Source organism: Streptomyces sp. NPDC101118 (genome assembly GCF_044759445.1).
Taxonomy (GTDB): domain Bacteria; phylum Actinomycetota; class Actinomycetes; order Streptomycetales; family Streptomycetaceae; genus Streptomyces.
This window is the reverse complement of sequence record NZ_JBIVZG010000014.1, coordinates 31,317-52,996: the sequence shown is the minus strand read 5'-3', so window position 1 is coordinate 52,996 and position 21,680 is coordinate 31,317. Positions and strand designations below refer to the sequence as shown.

Sequence of the window (21,680 nt, the reverse complement as noted above, 5' to 3'; positions counted from 1 at the left end):
CCCGTGCTGGACCACGGCCAGGCACCCCCCGCCACCCCTGCCGCCGGGCACCCGCAGCCCGCCGGCAACCCGCTGTTCCGGCGCAAGCCGGTCGAGCGGCTGGTCGCCGAAGGCGGCCAGGGCGAGGGCGGCGCCCTCAAGCGCTCCCTCACCATGTGGCAGCTGACGATGATCAGCATCGGCGCCACCCTGGGCACCGGCATCTTCGTGGTCCTCGGAACCGCCGCCCCCAAGGCCGGCCCGGCCGTGATGATCTCGTTCGTCATCGCCGGTCTGACCGCGCTGTTCTCCGCCCTCTCCTACGCGGAGCTGGCCGGCTCCGTCCCGGTCTCGGGCTCCTCGTACTCGTACGCCTACGCGACCATGGGCGAGTTCATCGCCTGGATCTGCGGCTGGTGCCTGGTCCTGGAGTACGGCGTGTCCGTCGCGGCGGTCGCCGTCGGCTGGGGCGGCTACCTCAACGAGCTCCTCGACGGGACCATAGGCGTCACCATCCCCGACGCCGTCTCGGCGCCGCTGGGCGAGGGCGGGTTCATCAACCTGCCGGCACTGATCGTCGTCCTGCTCTCGATGGTCTTCCTGATGCGCGGCGCCAAGGAGAGCGCCCGGATCAACTCGATCATGGTCGCGGTGAAGATCGTCACCCTGCTGCTCTTCATCGGCATCGGCTTCATGGGCATCAAGGCCGGCAACTACGCCCCGCTGGCCCCCCTCGGCATCACCGGCATCAGCGCCGGCGCCGCCACCCTCTTCTTCTCCTACATCGGCTTCGACGCCGCCTCCACCGCCGGTGAGGAGGCCAAGGACCCCAAGCGGGACCTGCCGCGCGCGATCATGCTCTCGCTGCTGATCGTCACCGTGCTGTACGTCCTCGTCGCCTTCGTCGCCGTCGGCGCCATGCCGTGGCAGGACTTCGAGGGCACCGAGGCCGCGCTCGCCCAGATCATGACCGACGTGACCGGCCACAGCTTCTGGGGCGTCGTCCTCGCCGCGGGCGCCGTCGTCGCCATCGCGTCCGTCGTCTTCGCCGTGCTGTACGGCCAGACCCGCATCCTCTTCGCCATGTCGCGCGACGGCCTGGTCCCCAAGGCCTTCGCCAAGGTCGACGCGAAGTCCGGCGCTCCCCGCGCCAACGTCGTCATCGTCTCGCTCTTCTGCGGCGTGCTCGCGGCCTTCATTCCGCTCGGCAAGCTGGCCGACGCCACCAGCATCGGCACGCTCTTCGCCTTCGGCCTGGTCAACGTCGCCGTCGTGGTGCTGCGCAAGACCCGTCCGGACATGCCGCGCACCTTCAAGGTGGCCCTCTTCCCGGTCACCCCGATCCTCGGCGTCGCGGCCTGCATCTACATGATGTTCAGCCTGGACACCGCCACCTGGATCGTCTTCGGTGGCTGGATGGCCGTCGGCGCCGTGATCTACTTCCTCTACGGCATCCGCCGCTCGGAACTGGCTACCGCAGAGAAGTGATCCACCCGCAGTGCGACTGAACGATCTCGACGAACGCATCGTCCACGCCCTCGCCGAGGACGCCCGCCGTTCCTACGCGGACATCGGCTCCGAGGTGGGCCTGTCGGCGCCGGCCGTGAAGCGGCGCGTCGACAGGCTCCGGGCGGAGGGGGCCATCACCGGCTTCACCGTCCGCGTCGACCCCGCCGCCATGGGCTGGGAGACCGAGGGCTTCATCGAGATCTACTGCCGCCACAACACCTCGCCGGACGACATCCGGCGCGGTCTGGAGCGGTACCCGGAGGTGGTGTCCGCGTCGACCGTGACCGGTGACGCGGACGCCCTGGTGCAGATCTTCGCCTCCGACATGCGGCACTTCGAGCGGGTCCTGGAGCGGATCGCGGGCGAGCCCTTCGTGGAGCGCACCAAGTCCGTCCTGGTCCTCTCCCCGCTGCTGCGGCGCTTCTCGTCGGGCTCGCCCGCGTAGCGGCCGTACGCCCGCGCGGCGCCCGTACCCCGTACGGCGCCCGTACCCCGTACGGCGCCCGTACCCCGTACGGCCCGGAGGCCGCGCACACCCGGACCCCCGTCCCGGTCGTGCGCGGCCTCCGGCGTTTCCCGGCCCTATTCGGCGGCCTGCGGGTACTCCGGGACCCAGGGCAGCACCTTCCAGTCGCCCGAGCCCGCCTTGACCTTCTCGAAGGGCGCGGCGCTCGTGCACGGCAGCGGCTCGCCCTCGCCCGGCACCCCGGTCGCGGCCCAGCTGTAGCCCAGCCGGTCGTGCCCGCCCAGGTCGTGCACCGTGATGCCGACCCGCTTGCCCACGGCGTCGGCGGCGACCCCGTCCGCCTTGGTGACGATGCCGGTCACCACCGCGACCTTCCCGCCGGTGATCAGGCAGTCGACCTTCACCTCGGCCGCGGCGCCCCAGGTGTCCGTGTAGTGGCTGAACCGGAAGGTGCCGGTGGCCGCCCGCGGGTCCATGTTGTGCTCCCTGGCCAGGTGGGCGTCGAACGTGAAGGTGATGTCGTCGCCCGCCGGCCGGTACAGCTTCGCCGTCCCGGTCAGCGCCGCCGCCTCACGGGTCGCGCCCCCGCCCGCGGCGTCGTCACCCGACGCAACGGCCGAACCCGCCGCCCCGGCGGTCATCAGCAGGGCCGCGCCCAGGGCGGCGATCTTCGTGCGGCGGTGTGCGATGCGGTTCATCTTCGGTCCCTTTCAGCTGGTGAGAGGGGGTGTCCCCCCGACACGCACCACTCTGTCGCGCCCGCCGCCCGGCGGCATCGAACGCCGGACTGGTCCCTCCTCCGCCGCGCGGCGGGGCCCGCTACGCCTGAGGTACGACAGGAACCGCGCAACGAATCGCCGCGGACCGCCCGGAACGCGCAACGAATCGATCAGCGCCGCGCAACGCTGGCGCCTTGTCCGGGCCGAACGCCGACCCGTACGGTCTAGAAGTCCCCAGGAACATACTTTCGCCCCAGAGGTACGCCCATGCCCCCGCTGCGCACCGCACTCCTCCAGAGCTCCGGACGGATCGGCGACGTCGCCGAGAACCTGAAGGCGCTCGACGAGGCCGCCGGACGTGCCGCGGCCGCCGGCGCGGGCCTGCTGGTGACCCCCGAGATGTTCCTCACCGGCTACGCCATCGGCGAGGACGTCCCCCGGCTGGCCGAGGCCGCCGACGGCATGTCCGCCCGCGCCATCGGCGAGATCGCCCGCCGCCACGGCCTGGCCGTGCTCTACGGCTACCCCGAGCGCGACGGCGAGACGGTCTACAACTCCGCGCAGCTGATCGGCCCCGACGGGACCTCGCTGGCGAACTACCGCAAGACCCACCTCTTCGGCTGCTTCGAGCAGGAGAGCTTCACCCCCGGTGACACCACGGTCGTCCAGGCCGAGTACGCGGGCCTCACCATCGGCCTGCTGATCTGCTACGACGTCGAGTTCCCGGAGAACGTCCGCGCCCACGCCCTCGCCGGAACCGACCTGCTGCTGGTGCCGACCGCACAGATGCACCCGTTCCAGTTCGTGGCCGAGCAGGTCGTGCCGGTGCGCGCCTTCGAGAACCAGATGTACGTCGCGTACGTCAACCGCACGGGTCCCGAGGGCGAGTTCGAGTTCGTCGGCCTCAGCTGCCTGGCGAGCCCGGACGGCGCCACCCGGACCCGCGCCGGACGCGGCGAGGAGATGGTGTTCGGCGAGGCCGACCCGGAGCTGCTCCGGGCCTCGCGGGAGAACAACCCCTACCTCCGCGACCGCCGGCCGGGCCTGTACCGGTCGCTGATCTGACCCCGGCCGGACCGGCCCGCACCCCGTCCCCACCCTGGGGGCGTCCCCGCTCACGCCCCCGCCTGCCACACCACCCCCGCGCAAGGAGCCGTACCCCATGACGTCCACGGTGCCCACGACCGCCGTTCCGCACAGCGACGGCCAGCCGCCGATCACGATGTTCGGTCCGGACTTCCCGTACGCGTACGACGACTTCCTCGCGCACCCGGCCGGCCTGGGCCAGATACCCGCGACCGAGCACGGCACCGAGGTCGCGGTCATCGGCGGCGGCCTGTCCGGCATCATCTCCGCCTACGAGCTGATGAAGATGGGCCTCAAGCCCGTCGTCTACGAGGCCGACCAGATCGGCGGCCGCCTGCGCACCGTCGGCTTCGAGGGCCAGGGCACCGAGGGCCTGACGGCGGAGATGGGCGCCATGCGCTTCCCGCCCTCCTCCACCGCCCTCCAGCACTACATCGACCTGGTGGGCCTGCAGACCGAGCCCTTCCCGAACCCGCTGGCCGAGGCCACGCCCTCCACGGTCGTCGACCTCAAGGGCGAGACGCACTACGCCGAGACCATCGCCGACCTCCCGCAGATCTACCGCGACGTCGCCGAGGCCTGGAACGCCTGCCTCGAAGAGGGCGCCGACTTCTCGGACATGAACACCGCGATGCGCGAGCGGGACGTCCCGCGCATCCGCGAGATCTGGGCCAAGCTCGTCGAGAAGCTCGACGACGAGACCTTCTACGGCTTCCTGTGCAAGTCCGAGGCCTTCAAGTCCTTCCGCAAGCGCGAGATCTTCGGCCAGGTCGGCTTCGGCACGGGCGGCTGGGACACCGACTTCCCGAACTCCATCCTGGAGATCCTCCGCGTCGTCTACACCGAGGCGGACGACCACCACCGCGGCATCGTCGGCGGTTCGCAGCAGCTGCCGCTGCGCCTCTGGGAGCGCGAGCCGGAGAAGATCGTGCACTGGGCCCAGGGCACCTCGCTGTCCTCCCTGCACGAGGGCACCCCGCGCCCCGCGGTGACCCGCCTGCACCGGACGGCCGGCAACCGCATCACCGTCACCGACGCCGCGGGCGACATCCGCACCTACCGGGCCGCGATCTTCACCGCGCAGTCCTGGATGCTGCTGTCGAAGATCGAGTGCGATGACACGCTCTTCCCGATCGACCACTGGACGGCGATCGAGCGCACGCACTACATGGAGTCCTCCAAGCTCTTCATCCCCGTGGACCGGCCGTTCTGGCTGGACAAGGACGAGGAGACCGGCCGCGACGTCATGTCGATGACGCTGACCGACCGGATGACCCGCGGCACGTACCTGCTGGACAACGGCCCGGACCAGCCGGCCGTGATCTGCCTGTCGTACACCTGGTGCGACGACAGCCTGAAGTGGCTGCCGCTGTCCGCGAACGAGCGGATGGAGGTCATGCTGAAGTCCCTGGGCGAGATCTACCCCAAGGTCGACATCCGCCGCCACATCATCGGCAACCCGGTCACCGTGTCCTGGGAGGACGAGCCCTACTTCATGGGCGCGTTCAAGGCCAACCTGCCCGGCCACTACCGCTACCAGCGCCGCCTCTACACCCACTTCATGCAGGACCGCCTCCCCGAGGACAAGCGCGGCATCTTCCTCGCGGGCGACGACATCTCCTGGACGGCCGGCTGGGCCGAGGGCGCCGTGCAGACCGCGCTGAACGCGGTGTGGGGCGTCATGCACCACCTGGGCGGCACGACGGACACCACCAACCCGGGCCCGGGCGACGTCTACGACGAGATCGCCCCGGTCGAACTCCCCGAGGACTGACCGTCCGCCTCCGTGCGACCGCACGGACCACGTGACTACGGGCCGTCCCCGCGCAAACATCGCGGCGGCGGCCCGTTTCCACGTCCGGAGCCGTCCCCGGCCGGGCCCGCGGTCAGACGGCCCGCCGCCAGAGCACCTTCCAGCGCTCCTCCCGCGCGGCGACCAGGGATTCGTCCCGCGGGGCGGGCCGGTTGTCCAGGCCCAGCCCGCAGCCCGCGCAGAGCCGGTGCAGGGCGAGCCCGTGCGGGATTCCGGCGCTGCGGCACAGGTGGTGGTACGTGGCCCGCAGACCGTACGGCGCGAACTCCGTTAGGCACGTGCGCAGCGCGGACAGCCGCCGGTACGGCGGGAGGGAGCGGTCGTGGACGCGCAGGCGGTGCGTGGCGAAGCTGGTCACCCCGTGAGCCTAGGCAGCGCCCCGCGCCACCCGCACCCCCTCAGCGCCCCGACGGAGTCAGCAGGCAGCGGCCCACCAGGCCGACTCCTGCCGAGAGGGAGTCGGTGACCTCGCGGGCGAAGTCGGGGCGGTCGCGCAGGGTCCACAGGAGCCGCGCCGAGGACCAGGCCGCGTCGCGGGCGCGGTCCAGGCTCCACGAGCCCAGCAGGTGGGTGAGCGGGTCGGCCACCTCCAGGAGGTCCGGGCCCGGCATCAGGTCCTCGCGGATGCGTTCCTCCAGGGCGACCAGCGTGTCCCCGACCCGGTCGAAGTCCGCCTCCAGGGCCCGCGGTTCGCAGTCCAGCTCACCGCACGTGGCGACCACCGCGACCGGCAGGTCGTGGCCGATGTGCGCGTTGATGCCGGCCAGTGCGTGCTGGAGGGGCCGCACCCCCGGGTGGCGGCGGTACTGGAAGAGCGGGCGCCAGCACGCGGGTACCGGCTCGTCGTCGGAGGCCGCGTCGACGGCCGAGAGGTAGTGCTCGGCGAACCGCACCGCCAGCGTCTCGGCCGTCCGGACGACCGGGAACCCGCCGTCCCCGAGCCGGCGCTCCAGCTCCTCCGTGACCGCCAGGTACACCCGGTTGAACACCGCCACGCCGTCCCGCGGGTGCAGGCGCCCGTCCAGGGCGCGCATCCGCGCCACCACCGGACCAAGCGACACCCCGACCGTCATCTGCGCCATGACCGAGAGGGTCCCAGGCGCGGGCCCGCGTTAGGGGGACTTGGCCGCGCGCTTCGCCGGTTTGGGCGAAAGCCGGGCTACGGCGTCTCGTCGCCGCGCTCCTCGTCGTACGCCGACGTGCCCGCGTCCAGCAGCGGCTCCTGGTCCTTGAGGTGGGCCGGCGCGAACAGCCGCAGCGCGTGGTAGCCGACGATCACCACGATCGTGCCGAGCGCGATGCCGCCCAGTTCGAAGCTGTCGGTGATCTTCAGGCTGACGCCGCCGACGCCGATGATGATGCCCGCGGCTGCCGGCACGAGGTTCAGCGGGTTGCGCAGGTCCACCCGGCCGTTGATCCAGATCTGCGCGCCGAGCAGGCCGATCATGCCGTACAGGATCACGGTGATGCCGCCGAGCACGCCGCCGGGGATCGCGGCCACCACCGCGCCGAACTTCGGGCAGAGGCCGAAGAGAAGGGCGAAGCCGGCGGCGGCCCAGTAGGCGGCCGTGGAGTAGACCCGGGTGGCGGCCATCACGCCGATGTTCTCGGAGTACGTGGTGTTCGGGGGCCCGCCGACGGCCGTGGACAGCATCGAGGCGGCGCCGTCGGCGGCGATCGCGGTGCCCAGCCGGTCGTCGAGGGGGTCGCCGGTCATCTCGCCGACGGCCTTCACGTGCCCCGCGTTCTCCGCGATCAGGGCGATCACGACGGGCAGCGCCACCAGGATCGCCGACCACTCGAAGGCCGGCGCGTGGAAGGACGGCAGACCGATCCAGTCCGCGTTCGCCACGCCCGAGAAGTCCAGCCGCCAGTGGTCCACGGCCTCGCCGCCGCCGACGGGGGAGTGGATCTGCCCGAAGATCCGGTCGAAGAGCCAGGAGACCGCGTACCCGAAGACCAGCCCGAGGAAGATCGCGATCCGCGACCAGAAGCCGCGCAGGCAGACCACGGCGAACCCGGTGAAGCCCATCACCAGCAGCGCGGTCCACTGGTCCTGCGGCCAGTACGTCGAGGCGGTCACCGGGGCCAGGTTGAAGCCGATCAGCATCACCACCGCGCCGGTCACCACCGGCGGCATCGCCGCGTGGATGACGTGCGCGCCGAACCGCCGGACGGCCAGGCCCGCGAGGAACAGCACCGCGCCCACCACGAAGACGGCGCCCGTGACGGTGGCGCTGTCGCCGCCGCTCGCCCGGATCGCGGCGGCCACGCCGACGAAGGAGAGGGAGCAGCCGAGGTAGCTGGGGATCCTGCCGCGCGTCGCGAGCAGGAAGATCATCGTCGCGACGCCGGACATCATGATGGCCAGGTTGGGGTCGAGCCCCATCAGCACCGGCGCGACGAAGCTCGCGCCGAACATCGCGACCACGTGCTGGGCACCGAGCCCGGCGGTCCGCGGCCACGACAGCCGCTCGTCCGGCCGGACCACCGCTCCGGGGGCGGGGGTCCGCCCGTCACCGTGCAGGGTCCAGCGCACGCCGAGGCCCATTCCCACTCCATTCGCCGTCGCGACCGTTCATGATCGGCCGCGGTACGGCAAGCGATATATTACGGCCGGATTCTTTCCGGTTCGTCCTGCTTGACCAGGACCTCCGTCCCGCCCTTCGTCCTCTGCCGCAACACCCCGGCCCCCAGCGCCAGCGCACACGCCAGTGCGGTCACCAGCGCGAAGGACACCACCAGCGACGTGGCGTCGGCGACCGCGCCGATGGCGGAGGGCGCGATCAGGCCCGAGGTGTACGTGATCGTCGCGACGCCCGCGATGGCCTGGGCCGGCGCCGGGCCGCTGCGCGCCGCCGCGGCGAAGGCGAGCGGCACCACGACCGCGATCCCGAGCCCGGTCATCGCGAACCCCGCCATGGCGGCGGCCGGTTCGCGGACCAGTACCACCAGCAGGCCGCCCGCCGTGGCCAGCAGGCCCCCGGACCGTACCGTCCGCACCGGCCCGAACCGGTCGACGACCCGGTCGCCGGCCAGCCGGGCCACGGCCATGGTGAGCGCGAACGCGGTGGTGGAGGCGGCGGCCAGACCCGCGTCGGTGTGCAGCACGTCGCCGAGGTAGACCGCGGACCAGTCCAGGCTCGCGCCCTCCGCGAACACCGCGCAGAAGCCGATCGCCCCGATGAGCACCGCGGACCGGGGCGGCAGCGCGAAGTGCGGCGGCGGCTCCTCGTCCGCCTCGCTCCGCAGGTCCAGCACCCCGCGCACGGCGACCAGGCCGAGCGCCGTCAGGGCCAGCGCGGCGACCAGGTGGTGGGTGCGGGCGTCCGTGCCGGAGTGGGCCGCGACCGTACCGGCGGCCGAGCCGAGCAGCGCGCCCACGCTCCACATGCCGTGCAGCGAAGACATGATCGACCGGCCCAGCCGGTTCTCGGTCTCGACGCCGAGGGCGTTCATCGCCACGTCCGACATCCCGGCCGAGGCGCCGTACACGAGCAGCGCCAGACACAGGACGGGCAGGTTGGGGGCCAGGCTCGGCAGGATCAGGGACAGGGTCCACATCGCCAGCAGCCCGCGCAGGGCGGCGCGGGCGCCGAAGCGGTGGTTGATCCGCCCCGCCAGCGGCATGGTCACGGCCGCGCCGACGGCCGGGAAGGCGAGCGCGAGGCCGAGGGTCCCCGCGCTGAGGGAGGCGTGGTCCTGGATCCACGGGATGCGGGTGGCGAAGCTGCCGGTGACGGCGCCGTGCACCAGGAAGACGGAGGCTACGGACGTGCGGGCGCGCTTGAGGCGCCGCAGGCTGAGGTCGGGTTCGCCGAGCGACATGCCGATAAACTATCAGGGAACCTGCCTGATAAATAACCCCCGTGATCTGACGCCGATTAGGATTCCGCCATGCGTCCCGCCTCCCCGAGCACCGCGCGCGCCCTCAACGACCGGCGCGCCCTGAGCCTCCTCCAGGACCGGGGCCCCCTGACGGCCACCCAGCTCAAGGAGGCGACCGGGCTGTCCCGGCCCAGCGTCGCGGACCTCGTGGACCGGCTCCGCGAGGCCGGCCTGATCGAGGTCGTGGGCGAGTCGGGCGAACAGCGCCGCGGCCCGAACGCCAAGGTGTACGGCATCGTCGCGGACCGGGCCCACCTCGCCGCCCTCGACGTGCGCACCGACAGCGTGCACGCCGTCGTCGCCGACCTGCTGGGCCGCCCGGTGGCCGCCGCGGAGCTGCCGGTGGACGCCGTGGACGAGGCCGTGACCGCGCTGGTCCGGGTCGCCGCGCAGGCCCGAGCGGAACTGCACACGGTGTGCGTCGGCGCCCCGGGACTGGTCGACCCCGAGACGCGGGAGCTCCGCGACACCGCCAAGCTCCCCGGCTGGCACCGGGAGCTGACCGGTGCCCTCCAGCGCCGGCTGCCCGCCGCGGTGATCGTGGAGAACGAGACGAACCTGGCGGCGGTCGCCGAACGCGACGAGGGCGCCTGCCGCGACCTGGACTCCTTCGTGCTGCTCTGGCTGGGGGAGGGCGTCGGCGCGGCCGTCGTCCTCGACGGGAGGCTGCGCCGGGGCGCCTCGGGCGGCGCGGGCGAGATCGGGTTCCTGCCGGTGCCGGGCACCGGCACGCTGCCCACGGCCACCGGGTGCGACGGCGGCTTCCACAGCCTGGCCGGCGGGGCCGCCGTACGCGAGCTCGGGCGGGAGTACGGGTTCTCCGGCGACGCGGGAGCGGTGGTGCGCGGCGCCGTCGCGGCCGGGCCCGACGGCAAGGCCCTGCTGGACGCCCTCGCCGAGCGGATCGCCCTGGGTGCCGCCGCCGCGGCCGCCGTCCTGGACCCGGGCTGCGTGGTGCTGGGCGGGCAGACCGGGCACGCCGGCGGCCCGGTGCTCGCCGCACTGGTCGCGGAACGCCTGTCCGCCCTGACCCCGGTGCCCACCGAGGTGCGGGCCACGGACCTCGGCGACGCGGCGGTGCTGCGGGGCGCCCTGCTCACCTCCCGCGCCGCGGCCCAGGACGCCCTCTTCGCACCGCCCGCATAGCGCTCGCACCGCCCGCATAGCGCTCGTACCGTCCGTGTGGTGCTCAGGCCCGAGCGGTGTGGTGCTCAGGCCCGAGCGGTGTGGTGCTCCGCGAGGTAGTGGGCGAAGGTGCCCTTGCCCACCGCGTGGTCCGGGGTGAGGTGGCCGCCGCGCCTGAATGCCGCGTACGCCTTGCCCCACAGGGGCACCTCCACCACCCGGCGCCCACTGCCCTTCGCGGCCAGCCAGGCACGCACGAAGTCCGCCAGCGTCGCCGTCTCCGGCCCGCCCATGTCCGGCACCCGGCCGGCCGGCGGGGCCGCCGCAAGCTCCGCGAGCCGCTCCGCGACCTCCTCGGTGGCGATCGGCTGGGCCCGCACCCCCTTGGGGACCGGCACGACCGGCAGCTTGGCCAGCAGCTCCGAGAACATCGCGACGAGGTCGTGGAACTGCGTCGTCCGCAGGATGGTCACGCCCAGGCCGGAGGCCTCCAGCAGCTGCTCGACCCGGTGCTTCCGCCGGTAGTAGGGGAAGGGGACCACGTCCACCCCGACGATCGAGATGTAGACGAGATGCCCCACCCCGGCCCGCCGCGCGGCCTCGATCAGGTGCCCGGCGGCGATCTCGTCCCCCTTGCCGGCGCCGCGGGTGTTGCTGGCGCAGTGCACGACGGCGGCCGCCCCGGCCATCGCCGCGCCCAGCCCGCTGCCGTCCCTCAGGTCGACGGGGTGGTCCTTCGAGTGCCGGCTCAGCACCCTGACCTCGTGCCCCGCCGCCCGCAGGCGCTCCGTGACGAGCGAGCCCAGGGTGCCGGTGCCGCCGGTGACGAGAATGGTGCTCATGGTTCCGGTCCTTCCTCGTGGTGTCTTCCCCAGCTGAGACCGGGCACCCGTCAGGAACGTGACAGCTGGCGCTGTACGAATCCCAGCTTGTCCGGGTTGACCACGGCCCGCAGCCCGAGGATCCGCCCGTCGGCCACGTCCACCACCAGCACGCCGGTCACCAGGTCCCCGGCCCTGAGCAGCACCGCGGGGGAGCCGTTGACCTCGGCGAAGCCGACGTCCAGCCCGGCCGCGTACTTGCTCCAGAGCCCCGCCACGAGACGGGCGACCCGGTCCCGGCCGGAGACCGGGCGCCGCGCGGCGCTCACCTTCTCGCCCCCGTCGGACCAGTACGTGGCGTCCGAGGCCAGCATCCGCTCCAGCGCGGCGACGTCACCCTCCCGGGCCGCCGCGAGGAAGGCGTCCACCAGGCCGCGCAGCCGTTCCGGGTCGGCCTCGAACCGGGGCCTGGGCGCGGCCACCCGCTGGGCGGCCCGCCGGTACAGCTGGCGGCAGTTGGCCTCGGTGAGGTCCAGGACCGCGGCGATCTCCCGGTGGCCGTACCCGAACGCCTCGCGCAGCACGTACACCGCGCGCTCGACCGGGGTGAGCCGCTCCAGCAGCACGAGCAGGGCGAGGGACACTCCGTCGCGCTGCTCCGCGGACTCCAGGGGCCCGAGCGCGCCGCCGGCCGTGAGCACCGGCTCCGGCAGCCAGGGGCCGACGTAGCGCTCGCGGCGCACCCGGGCCGAGTCGAGCCGGTTGAGGCAGAGCCGGGTGACGGTCTTCGCGAGCCAGGCGGCCGGCTGCCCGACGTCCGTGCGGTCGGCGCCGCTCCAGCGCAGCCAGGCGTCCTGGACGGTGTCCTCGGCCTCGTCCGCCGAGCCCAGCATCCGGTAGGCGATGCCGAACATGCGCGGCCGGTGCTCCATGAAGACGGCGGTGCCGCCGCTGGTGTCGGTCACGGTACGAGCGTGCCAGAGGGCCCGGCGGCTCATGGCCGCCGGGCCCTCTCCTCCGCTCCCGCGTGCGTCAGCGGGTCGGCGCGGTCACCGGGTCACGAGGTTCAGCAGGCGCCGAGGTCCTCCCAGACGCCCCACTGGCCGGTGGTGCCGGGCTCCTCGTTCTGCGTCCACCACTTGGCCTTCCAGTTGTGGCTCTTGTGGGAGACGAGCGAGCCGCCGTTGTAGACGTTGCCCGCGACGTAGGCCGGGTTGGTGCAGGTGCCACCGCCGCCGGTGGTGCCGCCCGTCGTGCCGCCGGTGGTGCCGCCCGTCGTGCCGCCGGTGGTGCCACCCGTGGTCCCGCCGGTGGTGCCTCCGGTCGTACCGCCCGTGGTCCCGCCGGTCGTGCCGCCCGTCGTACCGCCCGTCGTGGAGCCGGAGCCCGGCTCGACCACGGTGGTGCCGCGGGCCAGGTCGTCGGCCAGCGCGTAGCTCGTACCGTTGATCTTCACCGTCCAGTTGGAGGGGGTGGAGAACGGCAGGTAGTAGTTGAAGGTGACGTCGACCGACGCGCCCGGGGCCAGCGACTGCCAGCTCGGCAGCTTCAGGGAGACCCGGTGGAAGTCGCCCTTCAGGCCGCCCACGTTGTTGCCGGTGTGGCCGGTGCTGACCACTGTGGTGCCGAAACCGGACTGGTCCGAGGCGTTGGACGGGGCCGAGGTGGAGTAGTCGAACTGGAACTCCGTGCCGCCCGGCAGCGTCGTCTGCGTGTTGTTGGTGATCTTGATCTTCGGGGTGATCGGGTAGTTCTGGTCGCCCAGCTTGAAGTCGGTGAAGTCCACGCCGACCTTCACGGCCTGGGTGGGCAGGGCCGTGGCGCCCGCCTTCTTCGCGCCGTACGGGGTGGCCGCCTTGAACTTCTCGTACATCGCGCTGGTCAGGGTGTCGCCCGGCTCGTACTGGCCCTTGGCCGCGTTCCAGGAGTAGTCGCCCGCGAGCTCCCAGACCATGGTGCCGCCGATGCCCTTGTCGACCACGTAGTCGGCCTTCGCGTTCACCGACTGCTCGTCCTCGGTGGAGAGGAAGACCTTCTTCTGCGCGTTCCACAGCCACGGCGCCACCAGGGTGGAGTCGTAGTTGCGGACGTAGGTGCCGGTCAGGGTGGTGTTCGCCGGGAAGCCGTACTTGGTGACGTAGTCGCCGACGACGCCCTTCTCCAGGTTCTTGGCGTGCCACATCGGGTTCGAGCCCGCGGGGGACTCGACGCCGTTGGTGTCCTTGTCGTGCCACAGGTTGTCGATGCCGACCGCGCCGTCACCGCACTTGGTCAGGCCCGCGCCGGCCGGGCAGCTGGTCGCCGCGGCCTTGCCCCAGAGGCCGTTGGTGCCGCCCTGCACGTTCTTGAAGCCGCGGGTGTAGTACGGCAGGCCGATGTTGATCCGGCCCGACGGCATCGAGCCGCGGAAGTAGTGGTAGGCCCAGTCGGTGTTCAGGTAGCCGATGCCGCCGTACTGGGAGGTGCTGTACACGCTCGCCGCGGCCAGCTCGCCGTCCTTGCCGTCGTCGAAGAGAGAGGCGTTCGGGCCGACGTACTCGTTCCAGGCGCCGTGCAGGTCGTACGACATGATGTTGACGTAGTCCAGGTACTTCTGGACCTGGAACGTCTCCATGCCGCGCAGCAGGTAGCCGGAGGACGGGGCGGCGACGGAGAGCAGGTAGTGCTTCCCGTCGGCGGCGCCGGCCGCGTCGAGCTTCTCGCGGAGGGTCTTCATCAGCGCGGCGTAGCCCTTGACGAGGCCCGCGCGGCGGCCGTTGGCCAGCTGCCAGTCGAGCGGGTTGCCGGCGTCCTTCATCGTCGTCGGGTACTCGTAGTCGATGTCGACGCCGTTGAAGCCGTACTTGCGGACGAACTCGACGGAGGAGTCCGCGAAGGTGTTGATGCCCGCCTGGTTGACCGAGCCGTCGGCGTTGGTGGCCATCGAGTAGAAGCCGCCGGAGGCCACGCGGTCGCCGTTGTCGGCGAAGTAGCCGCCCGTCTCCGCCCAGCCGCCGACCGAGATCAGCGTCTTGACGTTCGGGTACTGCTTCTTGAACTTGCTGAGCTGGTTGAAGTGGCCCTTGTAGGCGTACGCGGGGTCCATCTCGGCCCCGGCCACGCCCGGCCAGGTCATCCCGGTCGCGGAGTTGTTGGGCCCGTCGGTGCCGACCGAGATCTTGTTGTCGGAGCCGACGTGCGCGAAGGCGTAGTTGAGGTGGGTGACCTTGCCCCACGGGATGTTGTTGGCGAGGTAGGCGGGGGTCCCGTCCTTGCCGGTACGCCAGCCGGTGAAGTAGCCGATGACGCGGCGCTGGTGGTCGGCGCCCATCTTCTCGCGGCCCTCGGTGTCGTAGACCGAGCAGTAGGGGACGTCGACGCCGGGGGTCTTGTACAGACCGTCGGGGCGACACGCCTCGTTGTCTGCGGCGTGCGAGACGCCGGTGGAGAGCGTGCTGATCAGCAGGCCCGCGACGGCGGCTCCCGCGGCCAGCAGCGTGGCCCTCGTACGCGTGGGGGACAGCATTGTGCCTCCTGGGGAAGGGAGGTTGGCAGGACACAACGAACAGGCGGAACACAACGAACAAAGGGGTGGCGCGTGTTGACCCGTGATGTGCGCACATCTGACGGGCTGTCTCCCTGGGAATGTGAAGGAGACATTAAGGAGGACTAGACCACCAGTCAATAGGTCTGGACCATCTCTGGAACCTCGGCCCCCGCCGGCGGCACGGCGCGCAGCGGGCGCCCTCGCGGAACGGTGGAATCCGGCCAGTCTGTGAGCCAGCACACAGCGCATCGCCCGCATGGGTGTCGATCAGCCGTGGCAGACTGGTTTCAGTACCAGTAGCAGCGCACTCCGGGGTCGGTGTAATTCCGAACCGGCGGTTATAGTCCGCGACCCGTCCGCAGCCAGCGGCCGGTTGACCAGGTGAAATTCCTGGACCGACGGTTAAAGTCCGGATGGGAGGCAGTGCGCGGCGGGCCAGTCACGGTACGCCGCCTTCGGCGGTTCACGGGCGTACGAGCACGTACGCGGCGGAACCGCCGGGCCCCGGCGTATCCCGTGTGCGTCCCGCTCATCTGTCGTATCGACAGGCCCCGGAGTCCGTGCCCGACGAGGCAGGAGGACCCGGTGGCCACCACCGCCGACGCAGCAACCGCCATGCGGCGCGCCATCGCGCTGGCCGCCCGCGGCCTCGGCGCCACCAGCCCCAACCCCGTCGTCGGCTGCGTCATCACCGCCCCCGACGGCACCGTCGTCGGCGAGGGCTGGCACCAGCGGGCCGGCGGCCCCCACGCCGAGGTCCACGCCCTGCGCGCGGCCGGCGAGGCGGCCCGCGGCGGCACCGCGTACGTCACCCTCGAACCCTGCAACCACACCGGCCGCACCGGCCCCTGCGCCCAGGCCCTCGTCGAGGCCGGGATCGCCACCGTCCACTACGCGGTCGGCGACCCGAACCCGCAGGCCACCGGCGGTGCCGCCACCCTGCGCGCGGCCGGCGTCGAGGTGCACGGCGGACTCCTGGAAGAGGAGGCCGAGGCCGGCAACACCGCCTGGCTCACCGCCGTACGCCTGGGCCGCCCGCACGTCACCTGGAAGTACGCCGCCACCCTGGACGGCCGTACCGCCGCCGCCGACGGCACCAGCCGCTGGATCACCTCGCCCGAGTCGCGCGCCGACGTCCACCGGCTGCGCGCCGAGTCCGACGCCGTCCTGGTCGGCTCCGGCACCCTGCGCGCCGACGACCCGCACCTCGCGGTGCGCGGCGTCGAGGACGCCGTCCAGCCGCTGCGGGTCGTCCTCGACACCCACGCCCGCATCCTGCCGACCGCCCGCGTCCTCGACGACGCGGCGCCGACCCTGCTCGTCGTGGGGGAGGACGCCGACACCCGGCACCTCCCCGAAGGCACCGACATCCTCCGGCTCCCCCTCACCGACGGCCGCATCGGCATCCACGACCTGCTCCCCCGGCTGTACGCGCGCGGCGTCCGCGCCCTCTTCCTCGAAGGCGGCGCCACCCTGGCCGGCGCCTTCGTCGAGGGCGGCGCCGTCGACCGCGTCGTCGGCTACCTCGCTCCGGCGCTCCTCGGCGAGGGCCCCGCGGCCCTGACCGGCGCCGGCATCGAGACCATCACCCAGGCGCTCCGCCTCGACATCACCGACGTCGTCCGCCTGGGCCCCGATCTCCGCATCACCGCTGTCCCCACCACCGCCCCCAAGGAGCACTGAGTGTTCACCGGAATCGTCGAAGAACTGGGCGAGGTCACCGCCATCGAGCGGCTCGCGGACGCCTCCCGCTTCCGCCTGCGCGGCCCCGTCGTCACCGAGGGCGCCAAGCACGGCGACTCGATCGCCGTCAACGGCGTCTGCCTGACGGTCGTCGAGACCGAGAACGGCGAGTTCACGGCCGACGTGATGCAGGAGACCCTCAAGCGCTCCAGCCTCGGCGCGCTGGAGCCCGGCTCCCGCGTCAACCTGGAGCGCCCGATGGCCCTCGGCGGCCGGCTCGGCGGACACCTGGTCCAGGGTCACGTCGACGGCACCGGCACCATCCTCGACCGCACCCCCTCCGAGCACTGGGAGATCGTCAAGGTCTCGCTCCCGGCGGAGCTGGCCCGGTACGTGGTCGAGAAGGGCTCCATCACGGTCGACGGCGTCAGCCTCACCGTGGTCGACGCCGCCGCCGACCACTTCACCATCAGCCTGATCCCCACCACGCTCGCGCTGACCACCCTCGGCACCAAGCAGGCCGGCGACCCGGTCAACCTGGAGGTCGACGTCCTCGCCAAGTACGTCGAGCGCCTCCTCGCCGCCGGCGTCGACCCGCTGACCGCGAAGGAGAGCGGGCAGTGAGCGCGCTGGGCTGGCTCAACTCGGAGGCCTTCACGGTCTTCGACCAGCACATCGTGTGGTCCGACATGATCGGCAACACGATGGGCCTGATCGCCCTCGCCCTCGGCTGGCGCCGCTCCATATGGACCTGGCCCACCCAGTTCCTCTCGGGCGCGGTCCTCTTCACCGCCTTCGCCGCCGGCCACCTCTCCGGCAGCGCCGGCAAGCAGGTCGTCGTCATGCTCGTCGCCGCCTGGGGCTGGCTCCAGTGGACCCGCGGCCGGCAGCAGGCCCAGGACGGCTCGCTCGCCGTCCGCTTCGCCACCTGGAAGGAGCGCGGTGCCCTCCTCGGCGCCGCCGCCCTCGGCACCGCCGCCGTCACCGGCCTGTTCACCCTGTACCCCTGGATGAGCTGGAACCCGCTGCCGGACGCCTACATCTTCGTCGGCACCATCGTCGCCATGTACGCCCAGGCCAAGGGCATGGTCGAGTTCTGGTTCGCCTGGCTGCTGGTCGACGCCGTCGGCGTCCCGCTCGCCTACACCAGCGGCTACGCCTTCTCCGCCTTCGTCTACGTCGTCTACGGAGCGCTCGTCGTCTGGGGCGCCTACGACTGGTACCAGCGATCCCGCACCAACACCCCCGCCACGGCCCTGGAAGGAGCGACGGCATGACCTCCGTCAAGCCCACCCTCACGCCCGTCCCGGACGACTACGAGGCCTTCCGCCTCGACCCCGTCGAGCAGGCGATCCGCGACATCGCCGCGGGCCGGCCGGTCGTCGTCGTCGACGACGAGGACCGCGAGAACGAGGGCGACCTCGTCATCGCCGCCGAGAAGGCCACGCCCGAGATCGTCGCCTTCATGATGAGCGAGTGCCGCGGCCTGATCTGCGCCCCGATGGAGGGCCCCGAGCTGGACCGGCTCGAGCTCCCCCAGATGGTCCAGAACAACACCGAGTCGATGCAGACCGCCTTCACCGTCTCCGTCGACGCCACCGCCGCCCACGGCGTGAGCACCGGCATCTCGGCCGCCGACCGCGCCACCACGCTGCAACTGCTGGCCGCCGGCAGCTCCACCGCCGAGGACTTCGTACGCCCCGGCCACATCTTCCCGCTGCGCGCCAAGCCCGGCGGCGTGCTGGTCCGCAACGGCCACACCGAGGCCGCCGTCGACCTCGCCCGCCTCGCGGGCCTGCGCCCGGCCGGTGCCATCGTCGAGATCGCGGGCGAGGACGGCGTCATGCTGCGCCTGCCCGAGCTGATCCCCTTCGCCCGCAAGCACGGCCTGACGATCATCTCCATCGAGGACCTGATCGCCTACCGCCGCTCCGCCGAGCCCACCGTGCGCCGCGAGGCCGAGGTCAGCCTGCCGACCTCCTTCGGCCACTTCACCGCGTACGGCTACCGCTCCACCGTCGACGGCGTCGAGCACGTGGCCCTGGTCCACGGCGACCTCGGCGACGGCCGGGACATCCTGGTCCGGATGCACTCCGAGTGCCTGACCGGCGACATCTTCCAGTCCCAGCGCTGCGACTGCGGTCCCCAGCTGCACGCCTCCATGGAGCGCATCACCAAGGAGGGCCGCGGCGTCGTGGTCTACCTCCGCGGACACGAGGGCCGGGGCATCGGACTGCTGTCCAAGCTGCGCGCCTACGAGCTCCAGGAGCGCGGCCGCGACACCCTGGACGCCAACCTCGAACTCGGCCTGCCCGCCGACGCCCGGGACTACGGCGCCGGCGCCCAGATCCTGGCGGACCTCGGCGTCCGCGAGGTCCGGCTGCTGACCAACAACCCGGACAAGGCCGACGCGCTCGTCCGGCACGGCATCGCGGTCACCGACCGCGAGCCCATGCCCGTCGAGGCCGGCGAGCACAACCTGACGTACCTGCGCACCAAGCGTGACCGCATGGGCCACGACCTGCCCTGGCTGGACGGCGGCCCGGTCGCCACCGCCTGCGGCAACCAGTAACACGCACCACACCACCCGAACACCACCGGCAAGAACCACCGAGGAGAGCTGTGAGCGGCAAGGGCGCACCCGAACTGAGCGTGAAGAACTGCGGAGACCTGCGGGTGGCCGTGATCGCGGCGCAGTGGCACGAGAAGGTCATGGACGGACTGGTGGACGGCGCCCTGCGCGCCCTCCACGAGCTCGGGATCGACGAGCCCACCCTGCTCCGCGTCCCCGGCAGCTTCGAGCTGCCGGTCGTGGCGAAGGTCCTCGCCGAGCGCGGCTACGACGCGATCGTCGCCCTCGGCGTGGTCATCCGCGGCGGCACCCCCCACTTCGACTACGTGTGCCAGGGAGTCACCCAGGGCCTGGTGCAGGTGTCGATCGACACCGGAGTCCCCGTCGGCTTCGGCGTGCTGACCTGTGACAACGAGGAGCAGGCGCTGGACCGCGCCGGCCTGGAGGGGTCGAACGAGGACAAGGGCCACGAAGCGGTCACCGCCGCCGTCGCCACCGCCACCACCCTCCGTACGGTCAGCGAGCCCTGGCGGTAGTCCACGGAGTGAACCCCGGCAACGGGGCACCCGGGTGAAGCCGTACTCTAAGGGCATCATGGCGAACAAAACCTTCGAAGCGCTCTTCACCGAGCTCCAGCTCAAGGCCGCCAACGGCGACCCCAGCACCTCCCGCACCGCCGAGCTGGTCGGCAAGGGCGTCCATGCCATCGGCAAGAAGGTCGTCGAGGAGGCCGCCGAGGTCTGGATGGCCGCCGAGTACGAGGGCAAGGAAGCCGCCGCCGAGGAGATCTCGCAGCTGCTGTACCACGTCCAGGTGATGATGGTCGCGCGCGGGATCTCGCTCGACGACGTCTACGCCCACCTCTGACGCACCCCACCCCGGCCCCGGCCGGGAGGGGGTGCGTCCACCCGACCCCACCCCACCCCACCCGCTCCGCATAGCGCTCCATACGCGAACAAAGGAACCGACCTCATGCTGCGCATCGCCGTCCCCAACAAGGGTTCACTGTCCGGACCTGCGTCGGCGATGCTCCATGAGGCCGGCTACCGCCAGCGCAAGGAGTCCAAGGAACTCGTCACCGTCGACCCCGAGAACGAGGTCGAGTTCTTCTACCTGCGGCCCAAGGACATCGCGATCTACGTGGCGTCCGGCAAGCTCGACATCGGCATCACCGGCCGCGACCTGCTGCTCGACTCCGGCGCCAACGCCGAGGAGATCCTGCCGCTGAACTTCGGCCGCTCCACCTTCCGGTACGCCACCAGGCCCGGCACCGCGAAGGGCCCCGAGGACTTCCACGGGATGACGATCGCCACCTCGTACGAGGGAATCGTCGCCAAGCACCTCGCCGAGCAGGGCATCGACGCCTCCGTCGTCCACCTGGACGGCGCGGTCGAGACCGCCATCCAGCTCGGCGTGGCCCAGGTCATCGCGGACGTCGTGGAGACCGGCACCAGCCTGCGCAACGCCGGACTGGAGGTCATCGGCGAGCCGATCCTCCAGTCCGAGGCCGTGGTCGTGCGCCGCCAGGGCGCCGACACCGACCACCCGCAGGTGCAGCAGTTCCTGCGCCGCCTCCAGGGCGTCCTCGTCGCCCGCTCGTACGTGATGATGGACTACGACATCCGCGCCGAGCACCTGGAGCGCGCGGTGGCCCTCACCCCGGGCCTGGAGTCCCCGACCGTCTCCCCGCTGCACAACGAGGGCTGGGTCGCGGTCCGGGCGATGGTCCCGGCCAAGGAGGCCCAGCGGATCATGGACGACCTGTACGAGCTGGGCGCCCGCGCGATCCTCACCACCTCGATCCACGCCTGCCGGCTCTGACCCGCCCCGTCGTCCCGGCTCGACACGTCATCGCAAAGGCTTCAAGAACACCATGAGCGAGTCCGCCGCCCGCGCCGAACTGCCCGCCCTGCCGGTCACCTTCCGGCCGACCCGTACGCGGGCCGTCCTGCTGGGCGTCGGGCTCGCCATGTTCACCACCATCACGGCCATCGCCCTGATGCTGGAGCGCCTGAGCACGGGCGAGCGGATCAGCTTCGTCTTCACGGCCGTCCTGCTCACCTCGGTCCTGGTGCTGCTCAGCCGCCCCAAGGTCGTCGCGGACGACGGCGGCGTCACGGTGGTCAACCTCACCACCAAGCGGCGCCTGGAGTGGGCGCAGATCCTGCGCGTCAACCTCCGCCCCGGCGACCCCTGGGTCTTCCTGGACCTCAGCGACGGCACCAGCCTGCCCGCCCTCGGCATCCAGCCGGGCGTCGCCCGGCAGCAGGCGGTCGCCGACGCCCGGGCGCTGCGCGCCCTCGCGGAATCCCGCGGCACCGGCGCGCACGACAACTGACCGCCATTGCGGTCGGGACCCCAATGACTACCCTGGTGGCGGGGCGCACGCGCGTGCCCCCGCCCCGCGCCCCGGGACCCCGTGGCCCGTGGGCTCCTGCGACTTGAGGAGTGACTCCCTCCAGCAATGGACGGATCGTCCGGTAGTACCCGCGC

At 72.1% G+C, this 21,680-nt stretch carries 21 protein-coding genes and 1 riboswitch; of the genes, 13 read left to right on the top strand and 8 right to left on the bottom strand.

Translation table 11 applies throughout. The features are described from left to right. Nucleotides 1-3: 3 nt before the first annotated feature. Together ACIQUQ_RS22300 and ACIQUQ_RS22295 are read left to right on the top strand one after the other, a co-directional pair. Nucleotides 4-1,467, top strand: a complete 1,464-nt coding sequence (locus ACIQUQ_RS22300) for an amino acid permease (protein ID WP_403978450.1) — start codon at nt 4-6, stop codon at nt 1,465-1,467. 10 nt (nt 1,468-1,477) lie between these two features. Beyond that, nucleotides 1,478-1,933, top strand: coding sequence for an Lrp/AsnC family transcriptional regulator (locus tag ACIQUQ_RS22295; protein ID WP_030199146.1), 456 nt, complete (start codon nt 1,478-1,480; stop codon nt 1,931-1,933). Nucleotides 1,934-2,070: 137 nt separating this feature from the next. Here ACIQUQ_RS22295 and ACIQUQ_RS22290 read toward each other — a convergent pair whose 3' ends face one another. Beyond that, a complete protein-coding gene (locus ACIQUQ_RS22290) occupies nt 2,071-2,652 on the bottom strand; it encodes a Repetin (RefSeq protein ID WP_403978447.1) in 582 nt (193 codons plus the stop codon). Between the two features lie 288 nt (nt 2,653-2,940). Between ACIQUQ_RS22290 and ACIQUQ_RS22285 the strand changes: the two genes are divergently transcribed. Both ACIQUQ_RS22285 and ACIQUQ_RS22280 read left to right on the top strand, forming a co-directional pair. Continuing rightward, a complete protein-coding gene (locus tag ACIQUQ_RS22285) occupies nt 2,941-3,738 on the top strand; it encodes a carbon-nitrogen hydrolase family protein (protein ID WP_403978444.1) in 798 nt (265 codons plus the stop codon). Nucleotides 3,739-3,835: 97 nt separating this feature from the next. Next, the gene (locus ACIQUQ_RS22280) at nt 3,836-5,533 is read left to right on the top strand and encodes a flavin monoamine oxidase family protein (RefSeq protein WP_403978441.1); all 1,698 of its coding nucleotides are present in this window, start codon (nt 3,836-3,838) and stop codon (nt 5,531-5,533) included. 112 nt (nt 5,534-5,645) lie between these two features. On the opposite strand, the gene ACIQUQ_RS22275 is transcribed toward ACIQUQ_RS22280, so the two are convergent. From ACIQUQ_RS22275 to ACIQUQ_RS22260, 4 genes are all read right to left on the bottom strand, one after another. Beyond that, entirely contained in the window at nt 5,646-5,930 is a 285-nt protein-coding gene (locus tag ACIQUQ_RS22275) for a hypothetical protein (protein WP_403978438.1), read from the bottom strand. 40 nt (nt 5,931-5,970) lie between these two features. Next, on the bottom strand, nt 5,971-6,654 hold the full coding sequence (locus tag ACIQUQ_RS22270) for a DUF5995 family protein (RefSeq protein WP_403978435.1): 684 nt from the start codon (nt 6,652-6,654) through the stop codon (nt 5,971-5,973). Nucleotides 6,655-6,731: 77 nt separating this feature from the next. Beyond that, entirely contained in the window at nt 6,732-8,123 is a 1,392-nt protein-coding gene (locus ACIQUQ_RS22265) for a uracil-xanthine permease family protein (RefSeq protein ID WP_403978432.1), read from the bottom strand. A gap of 59 nt (nt 8,124-8,182) precedes the next feature. Further along, nucleotides 8,183-9,400: an MFS transporter gene (locus tag ACIQUQ_RS22260; protein WP_403978429.1), complete on the bottom strand. Its 1,218-nt coding sequence runs from the start codon at nt 9,398-9,400 to the stop codon at nt 8,183-8,185. A 69-nt stretch (nt 9,401-9,469) separates the two neighbouring features. Between ACIQUQ_RS22260 and ACIQUQ_RS22255 the strand changes: the two genes are divergently transcribed. Then, nucleotides 9,470-10,606, top strand: coding sequence for an ROK family protein (locus ACIQUQ_RS22255; RefSeq protein WP_403978426.1), 1,137 nt, complete (start codon nt 9,470-9,472; stop codon nt 10,604-10,606). A gap of 65 nt (nt 10,607-10,671) precedes the next feature. On the opposite strand, the gene ACIQUQ_RS22250 is transcribed toward ACIQUQ_RS22255, so the two are convergent. The 3 genes from ACIQUQ_RS22250 to ACIQUQ_RS22240 form a co-directional block, all read right to left on the bottom strand. Beyond that, a complete protein-coding gene (locus ACIQUQ_RS22250) occupies nt 10,672-11,427 on the bottom strand; it encodes an SDR family oxidoreductase (RefSeq protein WP_403978423.1) in 756 nt (251 codons plus the stop codon). Between the two features lie 50 nt (nt 11,428-11,477). Next, nucleotides 11,478-12,371, bottom strand: a complete 894-nt coding sequence (locus tag ACIQUQ_RS22245; RefSeq protein ID WP_403978420.1) for an RNA polymerase sigma-70 factor — start codon at nt 12,369-12,371, stop codon at nt 11,478-11,480. Between the two features lie 101 nt (nt 12,372-12,472). Further along, nucleotides 12,473-14,911 carry a chitinase C-terminal domain-containing protein gene (locus tag ACIQUQ_RS22240; RefSeq protein WP_403978417.1) on the bottom strand — a complete coding sequence of 813 codons (2,439 nt, stop codon included), beginning with the start codon at nt 14,909-14,911 and terminating at the stop codon, nt 12,473-12,475. A gap of 321 nt (nt 14,912-15,232) precedes the next feature. Then, nucleotides 15,233-15,363, top strand: a riboswitch (FMN riboswitch). A 184-nt stretch (nt 15,364-15,547) separates the two neighbouring features. On the opposite strand from ACIQUQ_RS22240, the gene ribD reads away from it, so the two are divergent. From ribD to ACIQUQ_RS22200, 8 genes are all read left to right on the top strand, one after another. Beyond that, complete coding sequence (gene ribD / locus ACIQUQ_RS22235; protein ID WP_403978837.1) at nt 15,548-16,615, top strand: bifunctional diaminohydroxyphosphoribosylaminopyrimidine deaminase/5-amino-6-(5-phosphoribosylamino)uracil reductase RibD; 1,068 nt, start codon at nt 15,548-15,550, stop codon at nt 16,613-16,615. Next, a complete protein-coding gene (locus tag ACIQUQ_RS22230) occupies nt 16,616-17,239 on the top strand; it encodes a riboflavin synthase (RefSeq protein ID WP_403978414.1) in 624 nt (207 codons plus the stop codon). A gap of 5 nt (nt 17,240-17,244) precedes the next feature. Then, nucleotides 17,245-17,892: a nicotinamide riboside transporter PnuC gene (locus ACIQUQ_RS22225; protein ID WP_403978834.1), complete on the top strand. Its 648-nt coding sequence runs from the start codon at nt 17,245-17,247 to the stop codon at nt 17,890-17,892. Beyond that, on the top strand, nt 17,889-19,187 hold the full coding sequence (locus ACIQUQ_RS22220) for a bifunctional 3,4-dihydroxy-2-butanone-4-phosphate synthase/GTP cyclohydrolase II (RefSeq protein WP_403978411.1): 1,299 nt from the start codon (nt 17,889-17,891) through the stop codon (nt 19,185-19,187). The genes ACIQUQ_RS22225 and ACIQUQ_RS22220 overlap by 4 nt, the downstream gene beginning before the upstream one ends. 50 nt (nt 19,188-19,237) lie before the next feature. After that, the gene (gene ribH / locus ACIQUQ_RS22215; RefSeq protein WP_399947361.1) at nt 19,238-19,723 is read left to right on the top strand and encodes a 6,7-dimethyl-8-ribityllumazine synthase; all 486 of its coding nucleotides are present in this window, start codon (nt 19,238-19,240) and stop codon (nt 19,721-19,723) included. A 58-nt stretch (nt 19,724-19,781) separates the two neighbouring features. After that, the gene (locus tag ACIQUQ_RS22210; RefSeq protein WP_399947359.1) at nt 19,782-20,054 is read left to right on the top strand and encodes a phosphoribosyl-ATP diphosphatase; all 273 of its coding nucleotides are present in this window, start codon (nt 19,782-19,784) and stop codon (nt 20,052-20,054) included. Between the two features lie 105 nt (nt 20,055-20,159). Further along, nucleotides 20,160-21,008, top strand: coding sequence for an ATP phosphoribosyltransferase (hisG, locus tag ACIQUQ_RS22205; RefSeq protein WP_403978407.1), 849 nt, complete (start codon nt 20,160-20,162; stop codon nt 21,006-21,008). Nucleotides 21,009-21,060: 52 nt separating this feature from the next. Beyond that, nucleotides 21,061-21,525, top strand: a complete 465-nt coding sequence (locus ACIQUQ_RS22200; RefSeq protein WP_399947355.1) for a PH domain-containing protein — start codon at nt 21,061-21,063, stop codon at nt 21,523-21,525. Nucleotides 21,526-21,680: the final 155 nt, after the last annotated feature.

Bases quoted from the DNA above. Each gene is read 5' to 3' on its own strand.
- ACIQUQ_RS22290 (WP_403978447.1), bottom strand. From the start codon at position 2,652: ATGAACCGCATCGCACACCGCCGCACGAAGATCGCCGCCCTGGGCGCG.
- ACIQUQ_RS22285 (WP_403978444.1), top strand. From the start codon at position 2,941: ATGCCCCCGCTGCGCACCGCACTCCTCCAGAGCTCCGGACGGATCGGC.
- ACIQUQ_RS22280 (WP_403978441.1), top strand. From the start codon at position 3,836: ATGACGTCCACGGTGCCCACGACCGCCGTTCCGCACAGCGACGGCCAG.
- ACIQUQ_RS22270 (WP_403978435.1), bottom strand. From the start codon at position 6,654: ATGGCGCAGATGACGGTCGGGGTGTCGCTTGGTCCGGTGGTGGCGCGG.
- ACIQUQ_RS22265 (WP_403978432.1), bottom strand. From the start codon at position 8,123: ATGGGCCTCGGCGTGCGCTGGACCCTGCACGGTGACGGGCGGACCCCC.
- ACIQUQ_RS22260 (WP_403978429.1), bottom strand. From the start codon at position 9,400: ATGTCGCTCGGCGAACCCGACCTCAGCCTGCGGCGCCTCAAGCGCGCC.
- ACIQUQ_RS22255 (WP_403978426.1), top strand. From the start codon at position 9,470: ATGCGTCCCGCCTCCCCGAGCACCGCGCGCGCCCTCAACGACCGGCGC.
- ACIQUQ_RS22250 (WP_403978423.1), bottom strand. From the start codon at position 11,427: ATGAGCACCATTCTCGTCACCGGCGGCACCGGCACCCTGGGCTCGCTC.
- ACIQUQ_RS22240 (WP_403978417.1), bottom strand. From the start codon at position 14,911: ATGCTGTCCCCCACGCGTACGAGGGCCACGCTGCTGGCCGCGGGAGCC.
- ribD (WP_403978837.1), top strand. From the start codon at position 15,548: ATGCGGCGCGCCATCGCGCTGGCCGCCCGCGGCCTCGGCGCCACCAGC.
- ACIQUQ_RS22220 (WP_403978411.1), top strand. From the start codon at position 17,889: ATGACCTCCGTCAAGCCCACCCTCACGCCCGTCCCGGACGACTACGAG.
- ACIQUQ_RS22210 (WP_399947359.1), top strand. From the start codon at position 19,782: ATGGCGAACAAAACCTTCGAAGCGCTCTTCACCGAGCTCCAGCTCAAG.
- hisG (WP_403978407.1), top strand. From the start codon at position 20,160: ATGCTGCGCATCGCCGTCCCCAACAAGGGTTCACTGTCCGGACCTGCG.
- ACIQUQ_RS22200 (WP_399947355.1), top strand. From the start codon at position 21,061: ATGAGCGAGTCCGCCGCCCGCGCCGAACTGCCCGCCCTGCCGGTCACC.